At 73.3% G+C, this 22,949-nt stretch carries 23 protein-coding genes; 10 read left to right on the top strand and 13 right to left on the bottom strand.

The genetic code is table 11. From position 1 onward, the window contains the following. Window positions 1–317: 317 nt before the first annotated feature. On the top strand, window positions 318–1,328 hold the full coding sequence (locus ACQEU6_RS21335) for an aggregation-promoting factor C-terminal-like domain-containing protein (protein WP_499334307.1): 1,011 nt from the start codon (window positions 318–320) through the stop codon (window positions 1,326–1,328). A gap of 64 nt (window positions 1,329–1,392) precedes the next feature. Here ACQEU6_RS21335 and ACQEU6_RS21330 read toward each other — a convergent pair whose 3' ends face one another. From ACQEU6_RS21330 to ACQEU6_RS21315, 4 genes are all read right to left on the bottom strand, one after another. Beyond that, complete coding sequence (locus ACQEU6_RS21330; protein WP_499334306.1) at window positions 1,393–2,793, bottom strand: class II fumarate hydratase; 1,401 nt, start codon at window positions 2,791–2,793, stop codon at window positions 1,393–1,395. Between the two features lie 85 nt (window positions 2,794–2,878). Then, window positions 2,879–4,138: a serine/threonine-protein kinase gene (locus ACQEU6_RS21325; protein ID WP_499334305.1), complete on the bottom strand. Its 1,260-nt coding sequence runs from the start codon at window positions 4,136–4,138 to the stop codon at window positions 2,879–2,881. Between the two features lie 152 nt (window positions 4,139–4,290). Continuing rightward, window positions 4,291–5,931: a fumarate hydratase gene (locus tag ACQEU6_RS21320; RefSeq protein WP_499334304.1), complete on the bottom strand. Its 1,641-nt coding sequence runs from the start codon at window positions 5,929–5,931 to the stop codon at window positions 4,291–4,293. Between the two features lies 1 nt (window position 5,932). Beyond that, a complete protein-coding gene (locus ACQEU6_RS21315) occupies window positions 5,933–6,874 on the bottom strand; it encodes a DMT family transporter (protein WP_499334302.1) in 942 nt (313 codons plus the stop codon). 113 nt (window positions 6,875–6,987) lie between these two features. On the opposite strand from ACQEU6_RS21315, the gene pdxR reads away from it, so the two are divergent. Together pdxR and ACQEU6_RS21305 are read left to right on the top strand one after the other, a co-directional pair. Further along, on the top strand, window positions 6,988–8,406 hold the full coding sequence (pdxR, locus tag ACQEU6_RS21310) for a MocR-like pyridoxine biosynthesis transcription factor PdxR (protein WP_499334300.1): 1,419 nt from the start codon (window positions 6,988–6,990) through the stop codon (window positions 8,404–8,406). Window positions 8,407–8,435: 29 nt separating this feature from the next. After that, on the top strand, window positions 8,436–8,669 hold the full coding sequence (locus tag ACQEU6_RS21305; protein WP_499334298.1) for a hypothetical protein: 234 nt from the start codon (window positions 8,436–8,438) through the stop codon (window positions 8,667–8,669). Window positions 8,670–8,712: 43 nt separating this feature from the next. Here the strand turns inward: ACQEU6_RS21305 and ACQEU6_RS21300 are convergent, their stop codons facing one another. From ACQEU6_RS21300 to ACQEU6_RS21290, 3 genes are all read right to left on the bottom strand, one after another. Next, complete coding sequence (locus tag ACQEU6_RS21300) at window positions 8,713–9,942, bottom strand: MFS transporter (protein ID WP_499334297.1); 1,230 nt, start codon at window positions 9,940–9,942, stop codon at window positions 8,713–8,715. A 119-nt stretch (window positions 9,943–10,061) separates the two neighbouring features. After that, window positions 10,062–10,871 carry an ABC transporter permease gene (locus tag ACQEU6_RS21295; RefSeq protein ID WP_499334295.1) on the bottom strand — a complete coding sequence of 270 codons (810 nt, stop codon included), beginning with the start codon at window positions 10,869–10,871 and terminating at the stop codon, window positions 10,062–10,064. Next, window positions 10,868–11,821, bottom strand: coding sequence for an ABC transporter ATP-binding protein (locus tag ACQEU6_RS21290; RefSeq protein ID WP_499334293.1), 954 nt, complete (start codon window positions 11,819–11,821; stop codon window positions 10,868–10,870). The genes ACQEU6_RS21295 and ACQEU6_RS21290 overlap by 4 nt, the downstream gene beginning before the upstream one ends. An 83-nt stretch (window positions 11,822–11,904) precedes the next feature. Between ACQEU6_RS21290 and ACQEU6_RS21285 the strand changes: the two genes are divergently transcribed. Next, window positions 11,905–12,516: a DUF1707 SHOCT-like domain-containing protein gene (locus ACQEU6_RS21285; protein WP_499334292.1), complete on the top strand. Its 612-nt coding sequence runs from the start codon at window positions 11,905–11,907 to the stop codon at window positions 12,514–12,516. Window positions 12,517–12,520: 4 nt separating this feature from the next. On the opposite strand, the gene glpX is transcribed toward ACQEU6_RS21285, so the two are convergent. Beyond that, the gene (glpX, locus tag ACQEU6_RS21280; protein ID WP_499334290.1) at window positions 12,521–13,555 is read right to left on the bottom strand and encodes a class II fructose-bisphosphatase; all 1,035 of its coding nucleotides are present in this window, start codon (window positions 13,553–13,555) and stop codon (window positions 12,521–12,523) included. Between the two features lie 207 nt (window positions 13,556–13,762). Here glpX and ACQEU6_RS21275 point away from each other — a divergent pair, with 207 nt between their 5' ends. Then, window positions 13,763–14,428 (top strand): TetR/AcrR family transcriptional regulator, encoded by a 666-nt coding sequence (locus tag ACQEU6_RS21275; RefSeq protein ID WP_499334289.1) that lies wholly within the window; start codon window positions 13,763–13,765, stop codon window positions 14,426–14,428. A gap of 20 nt (window positions 14,429–14,448) precedes the next feature. Further along, window positions 14,449–15,198 (top strand): DUF4245 domain-containing protein, encoded by a 750-nt coding sequence (locus ACQEU6_RS21270; protein WP_499334288.1) that lies wholly within the window; start codon window positions 14,449–14,451, stop codon window positions 15,196–15,198. A 3-nt stretch (window positions 15,199–15,201) separates the two neighbouring features. On the opposite strand, the gene ACQEU6_RS21265 is transcribed toward ACQEU6_RS21270, so the two are convergent. Together ACQEU6_RS21265 and xseA are read right to left on the bottom strand one after the other, a co-directional pair. Beyond that, window positions 15,202–15,438, bottom strand: coding sequence for an exodeoxyribonuclease VII small subunit (locus ACQEU6_RS21265; RefSeq protein WP_499334286.1), 237 nt, complete (start codon window positions 15,436–15,438; stop codon window positions 15,202–15,204). Between the two features lie 64 nt (window positions 15,439–15,502). After that, the gene (gene xseA / locus ACQEU6_RS21260) at window positions 15,503–16,711 is read right to left on the bottom strand and encodes an exodeoxyribonuclease VII large subunit (protein WP_499334285.1); all 1,209 of its coding nucleotides are present in this window, start codon (window positions 16,709–16,711) and stop codon (window positions 15,503–15,505) included. Window positions 16,712–16,855: 144 nt separating this feature from the next. On the opposite strand from xseA, the gene ACQEU6_RS21255 reads away from it, so the two are divergent. The 3 genes from ACQEU6_RS21255 to ACQEU6_RS21245 all read left to right on the top strand — a co-directional run bounded on the left by ACQEU6_RS21255 (window position 16,856) and on the right by ACQEU6_RS21245 (window position 18,865). Next, window positions 16,856–17,281, top strand: a complete 426-nt coding sequence (locus ACQEU6_RS21255; protein WP_499334284.1) for a MarR family winged helix-turn-helix transcriptional regulator — start codon at window positions 16,856–16,858, stop codon at window positions 17,279–17,281. Between the two features lie 304 nt (window positions 17,282–17,585). Then, window positions 17,586–18,146, top strand: a complete 561-nt coding sequence (locus tag ACQEU6_RS21250) for an MFS transporter (protein WP_499334282.1) — start codon at window positions 17,586–17,588, stop codon at window positions 18,144–18,146. Continuing rightward, window positions 18,071–18,865 (top strand): MFS transporter, encoded by a 795-nt coding sequence (locus ACQEU6_RS21245; RefSeq protein ID WP_499340285.1) that lies wholly within the window; start codon window positions 18,071–18,073, stop codon window positions 18,863–18,865. Before ACQEU6_RS21250 ends, ACQEU6_RS21245 begins: the two co-directional genes overlap by 76 nt. A 57-nt stretch (window positions 18,866–18,922) precedes the next feature. On the opposite strand, the gene ACQEU6_RS21240 is transcribed toward ACQEU6_RS21245, so the two are convergent. Then, window positions 18,923–19,804, bottom strand: a complete 882-nt coding sequence (locus ACQEU6_RS21240; protein ID WP_499334281.1) for a DUF8129 domain-containing protein — start codon at window positions 19,802–19,804, stop codon at window positions 18,923–18,925. A 140-nt stretch (window positions 19,805–19,944) separates the two neighbouring features. Between ACQEU6_RS21240 and ACQEU6_RS21235 the strand changes: the two genes are divergently transcribed. Continuing rightward, window positions 19,945–20,907: a 4-hydroxy-3-methylbut-2-enyl diphosphate reductase gene (locus ACQEU6_RS21235; RefSeq protein ID WP_499334280.1), complete on the top strand. Its 963-nt coding sequence runs from the start codon at window positions 19,945–19,947 to the stop codon at window positions 20,905–20,907. A gap of 10 nt (window positions 20,908–20,917) precedes the next feature. Here the strand turns inward: ACQEU6_RS21235 and ACQEU6_RS21230 are convergent, their stop codons facing one another. Both ACQEU6_RS21230 and ACQEU6_RS21225 read right to left on the bottom strand, forming a co-directional pair. Beyond that, window positions 20,918–21,532, bottom strand: a complete 615-nt coding sequence (locus ACQEU6_RS21230) for a DUF6542 domain-containing protein (protein WP_499334279.1) — start codon at window positions 21,530–21,532, stop codon at window positions 20,918–20,920. Next, entirely contained in the window at window positions 21,529–22,914 is a 1,386-nt protein-coding gene (locus ACQEU6_RS21225) for a DNA recombination protein RmuC (protein WP_499334277.1), read from the bottom strand. The genes ACQEU6_RS21230 and ACQEU6_RS21225 overlap by 4 nt, the downstream gene beginning before the upstream one ends. Between the last annotated feature and the right edge of the window lie 35 nt (window positions 22,915–22,949).

Raw genomic sequence — 22,949 nt, 5'->3', positions numbered from 1 at the left:
AGGTCACATTTTCAGGTGTAGTGGCGGAGAACCGCAGGTCCGTCCGTGTTTTCGGGGTCGGCCGGGCCGGGTTGACAATCGTCCCATCGGCCGCATTCGTCTCGTTTTAGTTGCGAAGCAGCCCTCGGCCTGGGGCATTGTGTCTCCCCGTAAGCACCCCCAGTGCGGTGCCGGCCCGGAGCGCGCCCCCCTTACGCGCGCGACGAGCGGGGCGCCGTCCCGGGTCCGAGGCCGCCGAACCTCCGGCGGCCGGCCGGACCGGGGTGGAAACAGTTCGTGCGCGTGTCCATGCGCGTGCGACCGTCGGAAGGACCGCCTTGTTCGGAGACCGTCCCGGGTCCCCTAGGCGAGACGATCGACAGAGCTCCGACTTCCGGCAGCCCCTGACGGCCGAGGCCCCCGACCCGGCGCAGACGCCCGGCCTCTTCGCGGAGGGGTCCGAGGCGCCGCACGAGGACGACGTGCGCGTCGCCGGCACCGGCCCCCGCGCGGGCGCCCCCGCGGGGGACACGCTCGGACTCCAGGCCCTGCAGGAGCCGCCGCGCACCGGCGTGTCCGCCGACGGCCCCGGCGACGAGATCTCCTCCGGACCGCGCGGCCCCCGCCGCGCCGGACGCAGGGGCGGCTCCGCGGGCCGCAAGGACGGCTCCGCGAGCCGCAAGGACGGCTCCGGCGGACGCAACGGCGTCCGGATCGCGGTGGTCGCCGCCGGCGCGGCCGTGCTGCTCGGCGGCGGCGCGGTCGCCGCGTTCGCGCTGACCGGCGGCTCCGGCGACGAGGGCACGCAGACCGTCAAGCCGGGCAGGCAGCTCGCCGACGCCGCCGCGCCGCCGAAGATCGACCCGAAGGTGCTGGAGCAGCAGCGCAAGAAGCTGGCGCTCGACCGCGCCTCGCGCGCGACGCGCCAGGACGGCGGCAAGAAGGGCCCCTCGCTGCTCCCCAAGGGCAAGCCGATCCCGACCAAGACGCCGGAGAAGAAGCCCACCGGCGGCACCGGCGGCGGCCCGACGGGCGACCCGGTCCCCGCCGGCGAGGCGCAGACCATCGCCAAGCGGCTGCTGCCGAGCTACCGCTTCAGCGGCACCGGCCAGTTCGGCTGCCTGGTCAACCTGTGGAACAAGGAGAGCCACTGGAACGCCCACGCGGCCAACCCCTCGGGCGCGTACGGCATTCCGCAGGCCCTGCCCGGCTCCAAGATGGCCAGCGCTGGCCCCGACTGGCAGAACAACGCCACCACCCAGATCAAGTGGGGGCTCGGCTACATCAAGAACCGCTACGGCACGCCGTGCGGCGCCTGGTCGCACTCGCAGTCCGTCGGCTGGTACTGACCCGGCCCGGCGCGTCCCGGACGTCCTGAGCGGCGTCTGGGACGCGCGGCGGGCGCCGTCCGGCTCAGCGGCGGGCCGCGCCGGTCATCCGCAGCACGTCGAGCGCCTCGTCCAGCTGCTCGACCGTCAGCCTTCCCTCCTCGACGTGGCCGCGCTCCAGCACGACCTCGCGGATCGTCCTGCGCTCCCGCAGCGCCTGCTTGGCGACCTTCGCCGCCTCCTCGTACCCGATGTAGCGGTTCAGCGGCGTCACGATCGACGGTGAGGACTCGGCGTACTCGCGCATGCGCTCCACGTCGGCCTCGACGCCGTCCACGCAGCGGTCGGCCAGCAGCCGGGACGCGTTCGCCAGCAGGGTGATCGACTCCAGCACGTTGCGGGCCAGCATCGGCAGCATCACGTTCAGCTCGAAGCTGCCGGACGCGCCGCCGAACGCGACCGCCGCGTCGTTCCCGATGACCTGCGCGGCGACCTGCGCGACCGCCTCGGGGATCACCGGGTTCACCTTCCCGGGCATGATCGACGAGCCGGGCTGCAGGTCGGGCAGCCGGATCTCGGCCAGCCCGGCTCGCGGCCCCGACCCCATCCAGCGCAGATCGTTGGCGATCTTGTTGAGGCTCACCGCGACCGTGCGCAGCGCGCCGCTGGCCTCGACGAGGCCGTCGCGCGCGCCCTGCGCCTCGAAGTGGTCGCGGGCCTCGGTGAGCGGCAGCCCGGTCGCCCGCGCGATCTCGGCGATGACGCGGGCCGCGAAGCCCTCCGGGGTGTTGATGCCGGTGCCGACCGCGGTGCCCCCGAGCGGGAGCTCCGCCAGCCGCGGCAGGACGGCCTCCAACCGCTCCGCGCCGTGCCCGGCCTGCGCGGCGTACCCGCCGAACTCCTGGCCGAGCGTCACCGGCGTCGCGTCCATCAGGTGGGTGCGGCCGGACTTGACGACGGTCGCGAACTCCTCGGCCTTGCGGGCGAGCGCGGCCTCCAGGTGCCGCAGCGCGGGGATCAGATCGTTCACGACGGCCCCGGTCGCCGCGATGTGGATGGACGAGGGGAACACGTCGTTGGACGACTGGGAGGCGTTCACGTGGTCGTTGGGATGGACGGGGCGGCCGAGCCGCTCCTGCGCCAGCGTCGCCACGACCTCGTTGGCGTTCATGTTCGACGACGTTCCGGACCCGGTCTGGAACACGTCGATCGGGAACTGGTCGTCCCACCGCCCGCCCGCGACCTCGCGGGCGGCCTCGGCGACGGCGCCGGCGATGTCGCCGTCGAGGACGCCGAGTTCGGCGTTGACGACCGCCGCGGCGGCCTTGATCTGGCCGAGCGCGGCGATGTGCGCGGCCTCCAGCGTCCGCCCCGAGATCGGGAAGTTCTCCACCGCGCGCTGGGTCTGGGCCCGCCACTTGGCCGCCGCCGGCACGCGGACCTCGCCCATCGAGTCGTGCTCGACCCGGAACCCCTGCTCGCCCATGGAACGCCTCCCACTCGACTTCGGCGGCCGCCGTCGTTCATGGCAGCCCGGTCGACGGGTCACGCATTCCCGCGTGAGGCGCGGATCACTCCTTGTTCAGCGTGTAGTTCTGCCGCTCGCCCGGCTTGCCCGCCGGCTTCTGCCGCCCGTTCACCCAGACGTCGCAGGCGGACGCGTCGTAGACGACCGCGTTGATGCGCGGCTGGTCGTACCGGCGCGCCTCCCCCATCCGCAGCGTCTCGTCGGCGAGCACGGTCATCGCGGCCCCCGGCACCGACACGAAGATCTTGCAGGAGTCGCTGCGGGCCCGGACGACCAGCGTGCTGGTCGCGGCGCCGGGCGGCGCGGCGGCCTGGGTGGCCGCCGGGCTGGACGCGGCGGCGGTGGGGGAGGGGCCGGGGCTCTCCCGCATCATGCCGACGATGAGGGCGGTGGCGCCGATGCCGCAGGAGGCGACGGTCGCCCCGATGAGCCCGATCACGACCATCAGCCGGTAGCGGGGGGTCGGCGCGCGGCGCCCCGAGCGGGGGCCCGCCAGGGCCCGTTCGAGCCGGTCGACCGCGCGGGCGTGGCTGAGCCGCCGGGTCGGGTTCTTCTCCAGCAGCCCGGTGATGACGGGCCCGAGCGCCCCGGCGTTCTGCGGGGCGGGGGTCGACTCGTTGGCCAGCGCCGACAGCGTCGCCATGACGTTCTCGCGCTCGAAGGGCGGCCGGCCCTCCAGCGCCGCGTACAGCGTCGCGCCGAGCGACCACAGGTCGGACCGCGGGGTCGCCTTCTCCCCGGCGGCGACCTCGGGCGCCACGTAGGCGGGCGACCCCATGAAGTGGCCCGTCTTGGTGAGGCTCACCGACTCCGAGGAGAACGCGAGCCCGAAGTCGGTGAGGACGACGCGGTCGCCGTCCAGCAGCACGTTGCTCGGTTTCAGGTCGCGGTGCACGATCCCGGCCCTGTGCGCGGTGTTGAGCGCGTCGAGCAGGGCGCGGCCGATGTGCGCGACGCGGTCGGGCGGCAGCGGGCCCGAGCGTTCGATGAGCTGTTCGAGGCTGGGCGCCTCGATCATCTCCATCACGATCCAGGGACGGCCCTGCTCGATGACCACGTCGTAGACCTCGACGATGGAGTGCGTGCGCAGCTGCGCGGGCGCGCGCGCCTCCCGGAGGGTGCGGCGGTAGAAGACCACCCGGTCGTCCTCGGCGAGGTTGTCGGGGAGCCGCAGTTCCTTGATCGCGACGGCGCGGTCGAGGAGCTCGTCGTGCCCCCGCCACACGGTGCCGTTGGCACCCTGACCGATCTCCGAGACCAGCCGGTAGCGCGTCGCTAGCACGAGGCGCTCTGACTGTGACATGGCGGAAAAGATACCGGAGTGGCCAGCCGGTCATCGGGGAGACTTCATCACCAACGCGAATTTTGGCCCAATACTGTGACCTACCGACAAGAAACCGCAGGGGACCGCCGGTCGGCGGCCCCCCGCGCGGGCCGCCGGGGGCCCGCGGAACGTCAGCGCCTGCCGATGCTGAGGACGGGTCCGGTGGCGTCGGCGAAGAAGTCCTCGCCCTTGTCGTCCACCACGACGAAGGCCGGGAAGTCCTCGACCTCGATCTTCCAGACGGCCTCCATGCCGAGTTCCGGGTACTCCAGGACCTCGACCTTCCTGATGCAGTCCTGCGCCAGCCGGGCCGCGGGGCCGCCGATCGAGCCGAGGTAGAAGCCGCCGTGCTCCTTGCAGGCGTCGGTGACCTGCTGGGACCGGTTGCCCTTGGCCAGCATGACCAGGGAGCCGCCCGCGGCCTGGAACTGCTCGACGTAGGAGTCCATCCGGCCGGCCGTGGTCGGCCCGAACGAGCCCGACGCGTAGCCCTCGGGCGTCTTGGCCGGGCCGGCGTAGTAGACGGCGTGGTCGCGCAGGTACCGCGGCATCGGCTCGCCCGCGTCCAGCCGCTCCTTGATCTTGGCGTGCGCGATGTCGCGGGCCACGACGAGCGGGCCCGTCAGCGACAGCCGCGTCCTGACCGGGTACCGGGTCAGCTCGGCGCGGATCTCGGCCATCGGGCGGTTCAGGTCGATCGTGACGACGTCGTCGTCCAGGTGCTCGTCGGTGGTGTCGGGCAGGTACCGCGCGGGGTCGGTCTCCAGCCGCTCCAGGAACACGCCCTCCGCGGTGATCTTGGCGAGGGCCTGCCGGTCGGCGCTGCACGAGACGGCGATCGCGACCGGGCAGGACGCGCCGTGCCGCGGCAGCCGGATCACCCGCACGTCGTGGCAGAAGTACTTGCCGCCGAACTGGGCCCCGATGCCGAGCCGCTGCGTCAGCTCGAACACCTGGAGCTCCAGCTCCGGGTCGCGGAACCCGTGCCCGAGCGGCGAGCCCTCGGCGGGCAACGCGTCCAGGTAGTGGGCGGAGGCGTACTTGGCGGTCTTCAGCGCGTACTCGGCGGACGTGCCGCCCACGACGATCGCCAGGTGGTACGGCGGGCACGCGGCCGTGCCGAGCGAGCGGATCTTCTCCTCCAGGAAGGACATCATCCGCTTGGGGTTCAGGACGGCCTTGGTCTCCTGGTAGAGGAACGACTTGTTGGCGCTGCCGCCGCCCTTGGCCATGAACAGGAACTTGTAGGCGTCGCCGGGCGTCGCGTAGAGCTCGATCTGCGCGGGCAGGTTGGAGCCGGTGTTCTTCTCGTCCCACATCGTCACCGGCGCCATCTGCGAGTAGCGCAGGTTCAGCTTCGTGTAGGCGTCGTACACCCCGTGCGAGATGTGCCTCTCGTCGTCGCCGTCCGTCAGGACCTGCTGACCGCGCTTGCCCATGACGATCGCGGTGCCGGTGTCCTGGCACATCGGCAGGACGCCGCCGGACGCGATGCCCGCGTTCTTCAGCAGGTCCAGCGCGACGAACCGGTCGTTCGGGGACGCCTCGGGGTCGTCCAGGATGCGGCGGAGCTGCGCCAGGTGCGCCGGGCGCAGCAGGTGGGAGATGTCGCGCATGGCGGTCTCGGTGAGCAGCCGCAGAGCCTCCGGCTCGACCTGCAGGAACGTCCGCCCGTTCGCCTCGAACGTCGAGACCCCGTCGGAGGTCAGGAGCCGGTAGTCGGTCTCGTCCGGGCCGAGCGGGAGCAGATCGGTGTAGGAGAACTCAGGCATCTCAGGCAGATCCTCGCGCGATTCCGATGGGGGCCGCCTCACAGGTTACGGGCTCGGCGGGCGCGGGCTCACGGGGGGCGACCCGGGCGCGCAGGCCCACCACGACGCCCGCGGCGACCAGGGCGGCGCCCGCGAGGTCGGCCGGTCCCGGCCGGTCGATGCCGAGCATGACGGTCGTGACCACCGCGCTGACCGGGATCAGGCCCGCGCAGAGCCCGGCGCGGTCGGCGCCGAGCCGCCCGATGGCGTCGTACCAGAGCAGGAACGCGATCGTGGTGACGACGATCGACAGGTAGGCGAAGCCGGCCAGCTCGCCGGGCGTCGGGGCGCGCAGCAGCGCCGTCCCGTCCACGACGAGGCCGGTCCCCAGCAGCATCGGGACGGCCAGCGCGGCGGAGTAGGCGGAGACCCGCAGCGGCCCGAGGCGCGGCAGCAGCGGCACGGCCAGCAGCGAGAAGCCCACCTCGCCGCCGAGGGCCCCGAGCGAGAGCAGCAGCCCGCGGACGCTGCCGCCGCCGAGGCCGTTCGCGAGCGCCGCCCCCGCCGTGACCACGCAGGCCGCCGCGATGATCGCCGGGGCGGGCCGGCGGCCGTCCAGCAGCGGGCCGACCACCGCCAGCACGATCGGGACCGTCGCGATCACCGTGCCGACGGTGGCCGGGCTGGTGTCCCGGGTCGCCAGCACGATGCAGACGTTGAACGCGACCAGCCCCGTCGCCGCGAGCGCCGTGAGCAGCAGCCAGTCCCGCGCGGAGGGCCGGCGCGCGGGGCCTCGGGAGAGGCGGGCCACGGCCAGCAGGACCAGCGCGGCGGCGGCGTACCGGGCCGCCTGGCCGCCGAGGACGGGGAAGTCGGAGATGGTCGCCGAGACGGCGGTCAGCGTGCCGACGAGCGACATCGCGGCCCCGGCGCCCGCCATGCCGCGCTTGCGGGAGGTGCTCATGGACCGAACGCTAGGGCGCGGTTGGTCCATCAGACAGAGCCAATCAATCCGCGTTGAACCGGACCAATATTCTCGCCGTGACGTCCACGCCGCCCCTTGACGCTGAGAGTCATGTGACCGACCTTCATCTTTCCCTCGACCGGTCCGCCGGGCGGCTGGCCGCGCAGATCGCCGCGGGCTTCCGCGCGGCGGTGCGCTCCGGCCGGCTGACCGCCGGGACGCGCCTGCCGTCGAGCCGCGATCTGGCCCGTGACCTGGACGTCTCCCGCGGTGTCGTCGTCACCGCCTACGAGCAGCTCACCGCCGAGGGCTTCCTGATCGCCCGGCGCGGCGACGGCACCCGCATCGCGCCGCTGGCCCGCCCCGACGAGGAGGCCGCGCCGGCGCCCCGCGCGCCCGCCCGGCCGGCCGAGCCCCGGGCGGAGCCGGCGGTCCTGTACGACCTGTCGCCGGGGCGGCCCGACCTGTCGGCGTTCCCGCGCGAGCGCTGGATCTCCGCCGCCCGCGGCGCGCTGCGCACCCTGCCGCACGAAGCGCTCGCCTACCCCGACCCCGGCGGCGTCCCGGACCTGCGCGCCGAGCTCGCGTCCTACCTCGGCCGGGTGCGCGCCGCGCACGCCGACCCCGGCCGAGTCGTGATCATGAACGGGGTGGCGCAGGGGCTGTCGGCCCTCCTGGGGCAGTTGCGCTCCGACGGCCACACCGCGCTCGCCGTCGAGGACCCCACCAGCGTCCGGCAGCTGCCGATGCTGGCCGCCGCCGGGGTCCGCGTCGTCCGCGTCCCCGTGGACGAGGAGGGCGTGGACGTCGCGGCGCTCGCCCGCACCCAGGCGCGCGCCGTGCTCGTCACGCCCGCGCACCAGTACCCGACCGGCGTCGTGCTGTCCCCGGCGCGCCGCGCCGAGCTGATCGCCTGGGCGCGCGACGTGGACGGCCTGATCCTGGAGGACGACTACGACGCCGAGTTCCGCTACGACCGCGACCCCGTCGGCTGCCTCCAGGGCGTCGACCCCGACCGGGTCGTCCTCCTCGGCTCGGTCAGCAAGTCCCTCGCCCCCGCCCTGCGCCTGGGCTGGGCCGTCGCGCCGCAGTTCCTCGCCGAGGGCCTGCGGGAGCACCGCACCAACACCGACCTCGGCGCGCCGGTCCTGGAGCAGTACGCGCTGACCGGGTTCCTGCGCGGCGGGGGCTACGACCGGCATCTGCGCACCATGCGGAGGCGGTACCGGGCCCGGCGGGACGCCCTCGCGGGGGCGCTCGCCGAGAACCTGCCCGGCGCCAGGGTTCGCGGCGTCTCGGCGGGCATCCATCTCTACGTGGAACTGCCGGGCGGATGCGACGAGGACGGGGTCGTGGAGCGAGCCGCGCGAGCCGGGGTCTCGGTCGGCGGGGCACGCGCCATGTGGTCGCCGCGCCGCGCCGCGGAGGCGCCCCCCGCGCTCGTCCTCGGCTACGCCGCTCTTTCGGAGCCCCGCCTGGTCAAAGCCGCGCAACTGCTGGGTCAAGCGGTTGCACATGGTGATGAGGGGTAAGAACAGCATCCCCGGTGTAGGAGGAATGCATGAGTCTGGAAGAGGCCGCGCGGCAGTTGAAGATGGCCGGCCATGACGCGCAGGTGGCCTTCGACTGTGTCGGTCTGGGCGACCTCGAAAGGGCGCAGGAGCACGCTGTGACGCTCCGGGCCGCGGCCGACGCCGCGGAAGTGTCGCTCAGCCAAGCCCTGAAGGACATGACTCCCGAGCAGGCCCAGGCGGAAGGCGAACGCGCCGTCACAGCCCTGGCCGAAGACGCGTGAGGAACGTCTTCCCAGGGGGTCGCTCCCCTGGGAAGACACTGTTTCAGGCCATGGGGCGTTCCATTGCGGGAGCATCGGGGCGGGCGCCCTTGACCGGGTCCGGGGCGAAGCCCCTCGCGGTGGCGAAGACGACCAGGATCAGGACCGTCGGCACGACGAAGGCGATGCGCAGGCCGTGGTCGGCGCTGAGCGGGGCGATCGCCCCGACCACGGCGGCGCCGAGGACGAAGCCGACGTAGTTGAAGATGTTGACCCTGGCGACGGCGACGCCGAGGCCGGTCGGGTCGACGCGTCCGGCGGCGGAGAACGACACCGGGGCGATCACGCTCAGGCCGAGCCCGGCGAGCGCGAACGCGGCGATGGCGAAGGCCGCGCTGGGCGCGGCGACCACGCAGGCCATGCCGGCGATGCCGACCAGGCCCCCGATCCGCACCACCGTGACGGGGCCCGAGCGGCGGACGGCGAGGTCGGCGACGGCGCGGCTGACGACCATGGTGATCTGGTAGGCGACGTAGCCGAGCGGGGCGACCCAGTCGCTCGCCGACAGCTCGTCGTCCAGGTACTTGGCGCCGTAGCTGGAGATCGCCGAGTCGGCCAGGTAGGCGACGGCCATCGCGGCGCCGACGACCAGGATCGGGCGCCACGGGACGCTGCGCCCGGCCTTCTTCAGCTCCTCGGCGGTCGGGCCGTCCCCCTCCTCCGCGCGGCGGTAGAGGCGGCCGCCGGTGGCGAGCGAGGCGGCGACGCCGACGGCGGCGGCGAGGGCGAAGCCGGTGAACAGCGACAGGTCCAGCTTGTTGGTGAGGGACGCCCACAGGCCGCCGAGGATCCCCGCGACGCTCCACACCGCGTAGAAACCGGTGATCAGGCTGATCCCGTAGCGGCGCTCGACGGCGATCGCCTGCGCGTTCATCGACGCGTCCACCGCGCCCACGAACAGGCCGAAGGCGGCGACGGCCGCGTAGAGCGCGAGGTCGTCGTCGCCGGTGAGGCCGATCAGCGCGATCGTGACCGCCACGGCGGGCTGGGAGACGCGCAGCACCGGGCCGCTGCCGAGCCGCTGGAACAGCGCCCCGGACGCGACGCTCCCCACGCCCGCGACCAGCGGCACCATGAGCAGGACCAGCGACAGCGTGGCGTCGCTGAGGTGGTGCGACTCCTGCATCTTCGGCACCTGCGTGACCAGCGAGGCGAAGCAGAGCCCCTGGACGGCGAACGCGGTGTACGCGGCGAACCGGGCCCGGCGGTCCCGGGCGGTGGTGCCCTCGCTCATGCGCCCCGACCTCTCTGGCTGCGCACCGTGAGAAGAGCGCACCGTGGAAAGACGCAATGTGAAGAAGATTCGCGTCAGCGTAGGGACAGGGTACGCCCCAGGTCAATGGGCGGGCGGCCTCAGTCGATGAGCCGCTTGCGCATGCCCCGCACGGCGATGATCCACATCAGCGCGGCGAACACCGCGAGCGCGCCGAGGTGCCCGAGGTCGGCGAGCGGGTGCAGGCCGAACACCGCGTCCCTGACCAGCTGCACGCAGTGGAACAGCGGGTTGAGGTAGGAGACCTTCTGCGCCCAGCCCGGCAGCGCCTCGATGGGGAAGAACGTCCCGGCGATCAGGAACAGCGGCGTCACCACGCCGGTGATCACGTAGTCGAACGAGTTGATCGACGGCACCACCGACGACGTCCACATGCCGAACAGCCCGAAGCCGAGCGCGGTGGAGAACGTCACGAACGGCACCAGCAGCATCCCGGGGGACGGGTCGAGGCCGAAGAACAGCGCCACGACGATCGGGGTGCACGAGTACACCGCCGACTTGGCGCTGATCCACAGCGCCTCGGCCGTCACCAGCTCGTGCACGTCCACGGGCGCGGCGAGCATCGCGTCGTAGGTGTGCTGGAACACGCGCCTGATGTAGCCGTTGAACATCCCCGGGAACACCGAGGTGAACAGCGCCGCCGTCCCGACGACGCCGGTCGCGACGAAGTCCAGGTACCGGTAGTCGCCGATCACCGCGACCATCGAGCCGAACCCGTAGCCGAAGGCCAGCAGGAAGAACGTCGGCTCCACCATCGAGGCGAACGACTGCGACTTCCAGTACCGCTTGTAGAGGGCCAGCTCGTGCCGCCAGATCCCGCGGACGGGGGCCGTCTCGAACCGGCGCAGGCGCGGCGCCCGCTCCGGGGCGGCCTCGGCCTGGGCGGTCATTCCACACGCTCCCCGGTCAGCACCACGAACACGTCCTCCAGGTTGGCGGCGCGCCGGACGCCGTCCGGGCCGAGCTCGGCCTCCAGTGAGGGCGCGATGGTCTCGGCCTTCAGCACCGACACCGAGGGCCCGGTGCGGCGGGTCGGCAGCCCGGCCGCCCGCGCGACCCGCTCCACCTCCGCCAGCCGGTCCGGCGGCCCGTAGTGCTCGACGACCCGCTCGCCCGCGTACTCCGCGACCAGGTCCGGCGGCGTGCCCCGGGCGATGACCCTGCCGTGCGACATCAGCGCGCACTCATCGGCGAGGCGCTCGGCCTCCTCGATGTAGTGCGTCGACATCAGCACCGTCGTGCCGCCGGCGCGCAGCCCGTCGATCAGCCCCCACAGCTCGGCCCGCACCTGGGGATCGAGGCCCACCGTCGGCTCGTCCAGCAGGACGAGCGCGGGCCGGTGCACCAGTCCCCGGGCGATCAGCAGCCGGCGCCGCATGCCGCCGGACAGGTCGTCCACCCTGGTCAGCTGCCGCCCGGTGAGATGCGCGATCGCCAGCGCGTCGTCCACCGCCTTGCGCCGCGCCTGGCGCGGCACCCGGTACAGGTGCGCGAACACCTCCAGGTTCTCGCGCGCGGTCAGCTCCTCGTCCAGGTTGTCCTGCTGGGGGACGACGCCCATCGCCGCCCGCGCGCGCTTGGACTCCCGCGGCACGTCGAAGCCGAGCACGCGAATGCTGCCCTCGTCGGCGATCGCCTGCGCGGTCAGCATCTTCATCGTGGTCGACTTGCCGGCGCCGTTCGGGCCCAGCAGCCCCAGGCAGACCCCGGAGGGGACCTCCAGGTCGAGCCCGTCCACGGCGGTGAAGCCGCCGAACCGCTTCACGACGCCCCGGAGGCTGATCGCCGCCGTGCCGGTGCCCTCGCGGGCGGCCGCGATCTGGGCACGTTGCAAGGTCATACCCCTCACACTAAGCACAGGGGGGACGAATCCCCACGGGTTTTCCCGTGGGGCCGTCCCCGCCGGGAGATACCCTCTTCCCTGTGGACGTCCCCCATCGCCCGGCGACCGAAAAGGTCACCAACGTGCGCGACCTGCGCGCGTCCGACGCCGACCGGGAACGCGTCGCCGCCGTCCTGGGCGAGGCCCTCGCGGACGGCCGGCTCACCATGGAGGAGCACTCCGAGCGCACCTCCCGCGTCTACGCCGCCCGCACCCTGGGCGAGCTGACCGGGCTCACCGGCGACCTCAGCCCCGAGGAGGCGCAGCCCATCCTCGTGGACGACCGCCCGGTCTCGGTCTTCTTCGGCCGCACCCGGCGGGACGGGCGCTGGGTCGTCCCGGTCAAGCTCCCGCTCCTGGCCCTGTTCGGGACGGTCGAGCTCGACCTGCGCGAGGCCGTCCTGCAGCGCCGCCACATCGTGGTCGACTCGCTGGTGCTCGGCGGCCGGATCCGGCTCCTGGTCCCCGAGGGCGTCCGGGTGGACGTCACGGGGCGCACCATCCTCAGCACCCGCGACCTGCGGGCCCGCCCCGCGGCCGAGGGCCCGACCATCGAGGTGGGCGGCACGCTGATCTTCGGTTCGGTGCGGGCGCGGGCGCCGAGGCTCTCGCTGCGCAGCCGCGTCCGCAACCGCCTCACCCGCGGCCGCTAGGGCCCTACACCGCCGTGTCGAAGTTGATCGCGCTGTAGGCGCGCAGCTTGCTCAGCTGGTGCTCGCTGGAGATCGTCCGGATGGTGCCGCTGCGCGACCGCATGACCAGCGAGTGCGTGACCGCGGTGCCCTTGCTGTAGCGGACGCCGTCGACCAGCTCGCCGTCGGTGATGCCGGTCGCGGCGAAGAACACGTCGTCGGAGGTCACCAGGTCGTCGGTGGTGAGCACGCGGCCCGGCTCGTGGCCGGCGTCGGCGGCCTTCCGCCGCTCCTCGTCGTCCTGCGGCCACAGCCGGCCCTGGATCACCCCGCCGAGCGCCTTGATCGCGCACGCGGCGATGATGCCCTCCGGGGTGCCGCCGATGCCGAGCAGCAGGTCCACGCCGGTCCCCGGCCGGGACGCCATGATCGCGCCGGCCACGTCGCCGTCCAGGATGAACTTGATCCGCGCCCCGGCCTCCCGGACCTCCTTGACGATGCCCTCGTGCCGCGGCCGGTCCAGGATGCAGACCGTCACGTCGTGCGGCGAGGACCCCTTGGCGCGGGCGATCGCGCGGATGTTGTCGGCGATCGGCCGCTCGATGTCGACGACGTCCGCCGCCTCCGGGCCGGTCACCAGCTTCTCCATGTAGAACACCGCGGACGGGTCGAACATCGACCCCCGCGGCGCCACCGACAGCACCGCGACCGCGTTGCTCATGCCGAGCGCGGTGAGCCGGGTGCCGTCCACCGGGTCCACGGCGACGTCGCACTCGGCGCCGGAGCCGTCCCCGACGTCCTCGCCGTTGAACAGCATCGGCGCGTTGTCCTTCTCGCCCTCGCCGATCACGACGACGCCCCGCATGGACACCGTGTTGATCAGCTGGCGCATCGCGTTCACGGCGGCCCCGTCGGCGCCGTTCTTGTCCCCCCGGCCGACCCAGCGGGCCGCGGCCATGGCGGCGGCCTCGGTCACCCGGACCAGCTCCATCGCGAGGTTGCGGTCCGGCGCCGACGGCTCGGTGGCGAGGGGGGAGGAAACGGTGGTCTCATCGGACATGGCGGGGCAGCCCCTTCGGTCGGTGGTGACTCGGATTCTCCGTGGACCGGATGGCAGGCCACAAATTGGACCAGACCAGCCGGGCCGCGGGCCGTCCGGGCACGGGGTCGAACAGGTGTCCTGGCGCGGGCGAAACGAGCGCGGGAAACCACCGCGGCACGGACAAGGGATCGTTTCCCCCTGGGAGAGGGCGTAATCTCAGGCGTCATGAGCAGCGACATCGACGTCCCGTCCGGCGGGGTGAGTCAGAACGGGGGCCCTCGGCCCGCGGACGCGCCCGCGCGGACCTCCGACCGAGGGGCGGCCACCCGCGGCGCCCTGCTGGCCGCGGCCAGGGACGTCTTCTGCGAGTCCGGCTTCGCCCAGGCCGCGGTGACCGACATCGTCGCCAAGGCCGGTGCCAGCGTGGGCAGCCTCTACCACCACTTCAACGGCAAGGCGGACCTGTACCTGACGCTGTTCGAGGACTTCCAGGGCCGCCAGCAGGAGCGCACCCGCGAGGCGATCAGCGCCGTCCGGGAGGCCGGCGAGAAGGACCCCATGCGGCAGTTCATCGCCGGCGCGGGCGCCTACCTCAACGGCTGCCTGGACGAGCGGGACGTCGCCCGGCTGTTCATCTCCGGCGACGGGCCCCCCGGGTTCGACCGGGTCATGCGCCAGCGCCTGAACAAGTGGGCCCGCCGCAACGCCGCCCTGTTCCACACCGCCGACGGCGGTGTGGACGAGGCCCTGGTCACGGTGCTGACGGGCGCGATGGCGGGCGCGGTTTCGGAGATCTCGCTGCTGGACGACGAGGACGCCGCCCGCAGGCTGGCCGACAAGATCATGGCCATCGTCGGCACGATCCGCAACCCCGGTACGGAGCAGCGCTGAGGGTGGGGGATCCTGGAGGGGTGACCGACAAGACCCCATCCTCCGCCCCGGACGCCGAGGCCGCCCCGCCCGAGGCGGCCGCGCCTGAGGCGGACGCCCCCGAGGCGGCCGCGCCCGAGGCCAGGCCCGAGACGGACGCTCAGCGGGAACGCCCCGCGGAACGGCCCGTGGTCGAGGTGAGCCCCGGCGTGTACAAGCGGCTGACGACGGGCCTCGGCGGCTTCACCATGGCGATGGGCGCCTGCCTGCTGATCGTGCTGGCGGTCTACGTCGTCACGCCGCGCAGCGACGAAGAGGTCCTGCCGACCGTCGACTACAGCTCGCAGCTGTGGGCGATGCGCAACGACGCGCCCTACAGCGTCTACGCGCCCGAGGGGCTGCCGGCGAACTGGCGTCCCAACAGCTCACGGGTGAACGGCCTCGACGCCGAGGGCAAGGACCCGGTCGCCTGGCACCTGGGGTTCGTGACGCCCAGCGACGAGTACGCGGCGCTGGAGCAGAGCAACGAGAAGGCGTCGCAGTACGTCCCGCGCATGGCCAACAGCAGCCAGCCGGTCGGGACGCAGCAGGTGAACGGCGTCTCCTGGACCAAGTACCACCGCAAGGACAAGAAGGCGAACACGCTCGCCCGGACGCTTCCGAACGGGGTCAGCGTCGTCGTCACCGGCACCGCGTCCTACGCGGAGCTCGCGGTGCTGGCCGGGGCGCTCAAGGAGCAGGCGAAGAACGGGGGGCCGACGCCTCCGGCGACGGCCACGCCGGCCTCCTGACCCTCAGAACGGGGCGGCGGCCTCGCCGTCGTCCGGCCGTTCGAGGGCCGCGGCCAGCCGGGCGCGCGCGCCCTCCAGCCACTCCTCGCAGACGGCGGCGAGCCTCTCGCCCCGCTCCCACAGGCCGAGCGACTCCTCCAGCGTCAGGCCGCCGGCCTCCAGCCGCTTGACGACCTCGGCCAGCTCGTCGCGCGCCTGCTCGTACGACGGCTTCTCGGCCGTCCCGTTCTCGTCCGCCACCGGCCCACCCTCTCATCCTCGGGGGAGCTCCCCGTCCCCCGGTCGGCACCTCGCGATCCGCGGCTCACTCCCGGTCGGTCACGCTCACGCCGAGCCGCCCGTCGGCGAGCCGCACGTGCAGGCGCTCGCCGTCCTTGACCGACGCCGCCTCCCGCACCACCGACGCGTCCTCCCGCTGGACGATCGCGTACCCGCGCTCCAGCGTCGCGGCGGGGGAGAGGGCCTGCAGGCGGGCGCGGGTGTGCCCGAGCTCGTCCCCGGCCCGGTCCAGCGCCGCCGACAGGGACCGCCGCGCCCGGTCGCGCAGCGCCGCGACCTGCTCGGACTGCCGCTCGATCTCCCGCACGGGGTCGGCCAGCGCGGGCCGCGAACGCACCGACCGCAGCCACGCCAGCTCCCGCTCCACCGCGCCGGACAGGCACCGCCGCCCGCGGTCGCGCAGCTGCCGGACGAGCTGGAGCTGCTCCCGCACGTCCGGCACGGCCTTCTTCGCGGCGTCGGTCGGGGTGGAGGCCCGGACGTCGGCGACCAGGTCCAGGAGCGGGCTGTCCTGCTCGTGCCCGATCGCGCTGACGACCGGCGTGCGGGCGGCGTGCACCGCGCGGACGAGGGCCTCGTCGGAGAACGGCAGCAGGTCCTCCATCGCGCCGCCGCCCCGCGCGATGATGATCACGTCGATCTCGGGGTCGGCGTCCAGCGCGCGCAGCGCCTCCATCACCTCGCCGACCGCGTAGGAGCCCTGGACCGCGGTGTTCTCCACCCGGAACGCCACCGCCGGCCACCGCCGCCGCGCGTTCTGCAGGACGTCGTGCTCGGCGTCGGAGTCGCGCCCGCAGATCAGCCCGATGCGGGCGGGCAGGAAGGGCAGCGGGCGCTTGCGCTCGGGCCGGAACAGCCCCTCGGACGCCAGCACCCGCTTGAGCCGCTCCAGCCGGGCCAGCAGCTCGCCGACGCCGACCGGCCTGATCTCCAGCACGCTGAGCGAGAACGTCCCGCGGTTGATCCAGAAGTCGGGCTTGGCGTGCACGACGACGCGGGCGCCGTCGGTGACCGCCGGCCCGGCGGCCTCGAACACCGCGCGCGGGCCCACGACCCGCACCGACATGTTCGCCACCGGGTCGCGGAGCGTCATGTAGACCGTGCCGCCGCGGGCGTTGAGGTCGGTGATCTGACCCTCCACCCAGATGCGGCCGAGCCTGCCGATCCATCCGCTCACCGCCTGAAGGACGGTGCGCACCGGGACCGGGTTCTCGGCCGTGGTCTCCATCGCCATGCAGGCAGCCTACGGCGCGCCCCCGTTCCAAGAGCCCGCACACCGCCCGCCCCGGCAGAATCCCTGTGACCGGACAGCACGTCCCTGGCGCCGATCTTCAGCCGAGCCGGCCCGGACCCGGCCGAGCAACTCCGAGGAGACACCGTGACCGCATCCGAACGCGAGCTCGCCGAGCGGCTCAACCGGCGCCTGCGCCACGTGGTGCTGATGCTGCGGCAGGTGAGCGCCGACCAGCCGATCACCAGCCAGCAGCTGTCGGTGCTCGGCTCCCTGGAGCACGGGCCGCGGCGGATGACCGAGCTGGCCGCCGAGCACGGCGTGCGGCTGCCGACCATGACGGCGCAGATCAACCGGTTGGAGCGCGACGGGCTCGTCGCGCGGGGCCGGAGCGGCGCCGACGCGCGCGTCGTGACGGCCCGGCTCACCGCGCTCGGGCGCGACCGGCTGGCGGCCGGGCGCGAGCGCCGGATCGGCATCCTCGCCGAGCGGTTCGCGGAGCTGACGGACGAGGAGCGCGCCGCCGTCGCCGCGGCCCTCCCCGCCCTCGACAAGCTCTTCGGCGCCCCCTGAACCGCAACGCCGCCCCCGCCTCGGCAGGACCCTCCCCTCGCCGCCCGGACGCCCCGGCGCGCCCCGGCGTGGCCGGGGTTTTTCGCGTTCGCCCGTCGCCGCCCCGGCCGCGGTGACCGAAGAGACATCCGCGGCGGGCATGAATATTAGCCGAGCTAAGTTAGTCTAACTAAGTAACTCCGAGGAGACACCGCGACCGCGTCCGAACGCGAGCCGGCGGACCAGGAGCGCGCGGCGGTCGCCGCGGCGCCGCCCGCCCTCGGCGAGCTCTTCGGCGCACCCGAACCAGCACACGGAGGTACCCATGCACGCGAAGCCCTCGGCGACCCCGCGGGGCGGCGGCATCCTCAGGCAGCCGATGTCGGTGTGGGCGACCGCCTTCGCCGCGGTCGTCGCCTTCATGGGCATCGGCCTCGTCGACCCGATCCTGCCCGCCATCGCGGTGAACCTGGACGCCTCGCCGAGTCAGGTGTCCCTGCTGTTCACCAGCTACTTCCTGATCACCGCGGTGGCGATGCTGGTCACCGGCTGGGTGTCCAGCCGGATCGGCGGGAGGAGGACGCTGCTGATCGGCCTCGCCCTCGTCGTGGCCTTCGCCGCCCTCGCCGGGACGTCCGGGACCGTCGGGCAGCTCGTCGGGTTCCGCGCCGGCTGGGGCCTCGGCAACGCCCTGTTCGTCGCGACGGCGCTCGCGGTGATCGTGGGCGCGGCCTCCGGCGGAGCCGGAGGCGATCCGGGGGGTGCGGGGGGCCGGCCCCCGCGAAGGGGCGGCGCGGAACGGAGTCGGCGATCATCCTGTACGAGGCGGCGCTCGGCATCGGCATCTCGCTCGGCCCGCTCGTCGGAGCCCTGCTCGGCGACATGAACTGGCGGTTCCCGTTCTTCGGCACCGCCGCGCTCATGGCGGTCGGCTTCCTGCTGATCCTCACGCTGCTCCGGCCCACGCCGAAGCCCGCCGAGAAGACCCGCCTGAGCGCGCCCATCCGGGCCCTCGCGCACGGCGGACTGTCCACCACCGCGTTCACCGCGCTGTTCTACAACTACGCCTTCTTCACCATCCTCGCCTTCACCCCGTTCGTCCTCGGGATGAGCGCGCACGGCATCGGCCTGGTCTTCTTCGGCTGGGGCGTGATGGTCGCCCTGGCGTCGGTGTTCGGCGCCCCCGTGCTGCAACGGCGCATCGGGACCGTCCGGGTCATGTACCTGGCGCTGGCCCTGCTGATCGTGTTCCAGCTCGGGCTCGCCTTCCTCGGGCACGGCGGGATCATCGCCTGCACCGTTCTGTCGGGCATCCCGATCGGGCTGAACAACACCGCGTTCACCGAGGCCGCCATGGAGGTCTCCGACAGCCCGCGGCCCGTCGCGTCCGCCGGGTACAACTTCGTCCGGTGGATGGGCGGCGCGCTCGCCCCCTTCATCGCGACGAAGCTCGCCGAGGAGGTCGACGCGAACCTGCCGTACGTCGTCGGCGCGGCCTGCTGCGCCGTCGCGATCGGCATCCTCGCGGTGCGCCGCCGCCACCTGGAGCCCCTGGAGCGGGTCGACATCGACCACTCCTTCCAGGACGCCCCCGCGGCGGCCTGACCCCGCGACGGAAGAAGCCCCCGGAATCTCCCGGGGGCCTCTCTTCCGACGTGTCGCTCAGTTGAGGCCGTTGAGCTTGGCGATGCGGCGCTCGTACATGCGGATGACGTCCTCACGACCGGCGTGCTTGCGCTCGTACTCGCGCAGGAGCTTCACCTGGTCGGCGGACAGGCCGCGAAGCCGTGCGCGCAGCTGCGGCAGCGTGGCGCTGTCGTAGTCGGGGACCGGCAGTTCCTTGGCGACGTGCTTGGCCTCCGCCTGCGCGGCGGGCTTGGACTCGGGCTTCGGCGCGAAGGTCGCCTCGTCCGCCTTCTTCTCCGGCGCCTTGCCCTTCGAAGCCTCGGCCGCCTTCGGCTTGGGCTTGGGCTTCGGCTTGGCGGGCTCGGCGGCCTTCGGGCTCGGCGCGGGCTCGGCCTGCGGCGCGGGCTCCGGCTTCGGCTCCGACGGCACGGGCTTCGGCGCGGGCTCGGCGACCGGTCCGGCCCCGCCCTCCGTCTTGGCGTGGTGCCTGCCCAGCGCGCCCGGCTTGGCGGGCTTCGGCGGCGCCCCGGGACGGGCGTGCTTCGGCTTGTGGCCCGGCCCGGCGCCGGGCTTGCCGACCGAGATCTCCTCGGCGGCCGGCGTCCGCGCGCCGGCCGTCCTGGTGCGGCGCACCGGCTCGGGCTCGGGCTCGGACTCCTCACCGCGGACGCGCTCGGCGACCAGCCCGACGACCTTCCCGGCCGTGTGCTGGACGTCCTCGCGCAGCCGCAGGGCCACCGGCTTCACACCGCCGCCTTCGGTGATCTCCTTGTAGTCCCTGGTCACCCGGTCGCTGAGCAGCAGTGCCCGGCCGACGCCGAACATGGCCAGCCGGACGGCGTGCAGCGGGAGGTCCCGGACCTGCTCGCCCACCGTTTCGCGGACCTGCTCAGTGAGGCGGCGCGGCGATTTCCTCATCGGACGTTCCTCTTCCTGCCTCGTCATCGTCCCCTCTCACTCTGCCCCATCGGTGCGATCCTGGTCACGCGGGGTGAATGGAATTCTGGCAAAGCGTGCCGTGGAGTCGGTCACAGCCCGGACCCTCGTACGATGGAGCCATGACCTCCACCCAGCGCCGTGTCCTGCTCGCCAAGCCGCGTGGTTACTGCGCGGGCGTCGACCGGGCCGTCCAAGCGGTCGAGATCGCCCTGGAGAAGTACGGGGCCCCGATCTACGTCCGCAAGCAGATCGTCCACAACGTGCACGTCGTGAAGACGCTGGAGGAGCGTGGCGCGATCTTCGTGGACGAGACCGAGGAGGTCCCCGAGGGCTCCATCGTGGTGTTCTCCGCGCACGGCGTGGCGCCCGTCGTGCACGAGGAGGCCAGGGGCCTCGACCTGCGCACGATCGACGCGACCTGCCCGCTGGTGACCAAGGTCCACAAGGAGGCCGTGCGGTTCGCCGCGCAGGACTACGACATCCTCCTGATCGGCCACGAGGGCCACGAGGAGGTCATCGGCACCACCGGCGAGGCCCCCGACCACATCCACCTCGTGGACGGCCCGGACGACGTCGCCAACGTGACCGTCCGCGACCCCGAGCGGGTGGCGTGGCTGTCGCAGACCACGCTGTCGGTGGACGAGACGGTCGCCACCGTCGAGAAGCTCCGCGAGCGGTTCCCCAAGCTGATGGACCCGCCGTCCGACGACATCTGCTATGCCACCCAGAACCGGCAGGTCGCGGTGAAGGAGATGGCGGCGCAGGCCCAGCTCGTCATCGTGGTGGGGTCGACGAACTCCTCCAACTCCGTCCGCCTGGTCGAGGTCGCCAAGGAGCACGGCGCCGACGCCTCCTACCTCGTCGACTACGCCGAGCACATCGACCCGGCGTGGCTCGACGGCGTCACCACGGTGGGCGTCACGAGCGGCGCGTCCGTCCCGGACGAGCTGGTCCAGGACGTCCTCGCCTGGCTCGCCGAGCGCGGCTACGGCGAGGCCGAGGAGATCGAGTCCGTCGAGGAGAGGATGCGCTTCTCCCTGCCGAAGGAACTCCGCAAGGACCTGCGCATCACGCCCGTCTAGGCCCGTCCGGCTAGCCCGCGGCCCCGGACGGCGGACGGTCGCCGCGGGCGTGGCGGCCCTCCTTCGCCCCACCGGGGGACTCGTCCCACCGGACGGGGTTCTCGTTCTCCTCCTTCTCGAAGAGGCGGACCCCGACCAGCTTGTCGTGCAGCTCCCGGGCGTTCGTCAGGACGCCGCGCGCCAGGCAGATCACGACCACGAGCAGCGTGCCGAAGAACAGCCACGGCGCGGTGGCCGCGAGCGCGGTGAAGAGGCCCACCGTGACGCCGCGCAGCAGCGAGCCCTCGCCGAGCGTGGTGACGAGCACGACCGTGAACGTGGCGGCGAGGAACACCAGCGGCGGGCTGACGACGAGCGTGAGCAGGTCGGCGGGACGCGTCGCGAACGCGGCGAGCGCGCAGCCGATCGCGAACCCGGCGCCGGCGAGCAGCGGCACGCCGAACCACCGCGACAGCAGCCCGCACAGCACCCCCGCGGCGAACATGACCACGATGCCGCCGCGCCCGGTGAGCGTGACCGGGCCGGCCGACTCCGAGCGGGCCGGGCCGCCGCGCCGGCGCCGCGCCGGGCCCTCCGGGGACGCCGGGGAACCTTCCGGCGCGTCGCGTACCGCCGATGAACTCATCGCCACCTCTTCCCCGTGGGAGGCGGACCCCCCACACGCCCCGGCCCGTTCCGCTCCCGGACGTTCCGCGGATCGCCCTGCTCGGGGACGCGCCCGCCGAGACCCGCCGCGCCCGGGGCGGGCCCAGGCCGGGAATGGTCCCGATCAGGCAGATGGTCCTCGTCGTCGAAAAGTTCGTCGTATCCGGTCAGTTCGGCCGCGGACAGAGCGCGGGGGCTCTCCTCGACAGGATGCGGGCTTTCCAGGCCGTCGTCCACCACTCCGAGCTCGTTCAGCTTGCGCGCGCTGACCAGAACGCGCGTCTCCAGGGATCCGACCGTCCGGTTGTAGGACTTGATGGCGCCGGTCAGCGCGCGGCCCAGCTCGTCGACGTGCTGCCCCATCGTGCCCAGCCGCTCGTACAGTTCCTTGCCCAGCTCGAAGACCGCGCGGGCGTTGCGCGAGAGGGCGGCCTGCTGCCAGGCGTAGGACGCCGTCCGCAGCATCGTGATGAGGGTGGTCGGCGTGGCGATGTGCACGCGCCGCCTCATCGCGTACTCCAGCAGGCCGGGGTCGCGGTCGAGGGCGGGCGCCAGGAACGCCTCGCCCGGGATGAACAGCACGACGAACTCCGGCGCCGGGCTGAACGCCTGCCAGTACGACTTGGCCGACAGGCGGTCGACATGGTCGCGCAGGTGCCGGGCGTGCGCGTCGAGCCGCACGGGGTCGCCGCTCTCCGCCGCCTGGAGGTAGGCGGCCAGCGAGACCTTGGAGTCGACCACGATGCTCTTGCCGCCGGCCAGCCGCACCACCATGTCGGGGCGGACGGTGCCGTCGGCGGTGACCGCGCTCGCCTGCTCGTCGAAGTCGCAGTGGTGCGTCATCCCGGCCAGCTCCACGACGCGGCGGAGTTGGAGCTCGCCCCAGCGCCCCCTCGCCTCGGGCCGCTGCAGCGCCCGCACGAGCGACTGCGTCTCGCGCCGCAGCTGGTCGGAGCTCTGCCGGACGAAGTCGACCTGCTTGGCCAGCATGGCGTGCGACTCGCGGCGGCCCGTCTCCACCTCGCGGAGCTGCTCCTCCACCTTGGCGAGCGTCTCCTTGAGCGGCCCGACCAGGTGCTCGACGGCCTGCTGGCGCCGCTGCAGCTCTCCCGCCGCCTCGACGCCGGCCGCCTTGAGCCGCGCGTCGGCGAGCTCCAGGAACCGCTGGTTGCTGGCGTCCAGGGCCTTGGCCGACAGGTTCTCGAAGTGCTCGGCCATCCGCTCCTCGGCGTAGGCGAGCTTCTCCTCGGCCGCGCGCGCCCGCGCGATCAGCGCGCCCTGCCGGCTCGTCGCCAGCGCGTACCCGGCGACGGCGCCGAAGACGGCGCCGACGAGGAGTCCGGCGAACAGCGCGAGGTCCATCCGCTCATCGTGACAGCGCGTCCGCGATCGGCGAC

This window comes from Spirillospora sp. CA-108201 (assembly GCF_050936235.1).
Classification (GTDB): Bacteria; Actinomycetota; Actinomycetes; order Streptosporangiales; family Streptosporangiaceae; genus Spirillospora.
This window is presented reverse-complemented; position numbering and strand designations above follow the sequence as displayed.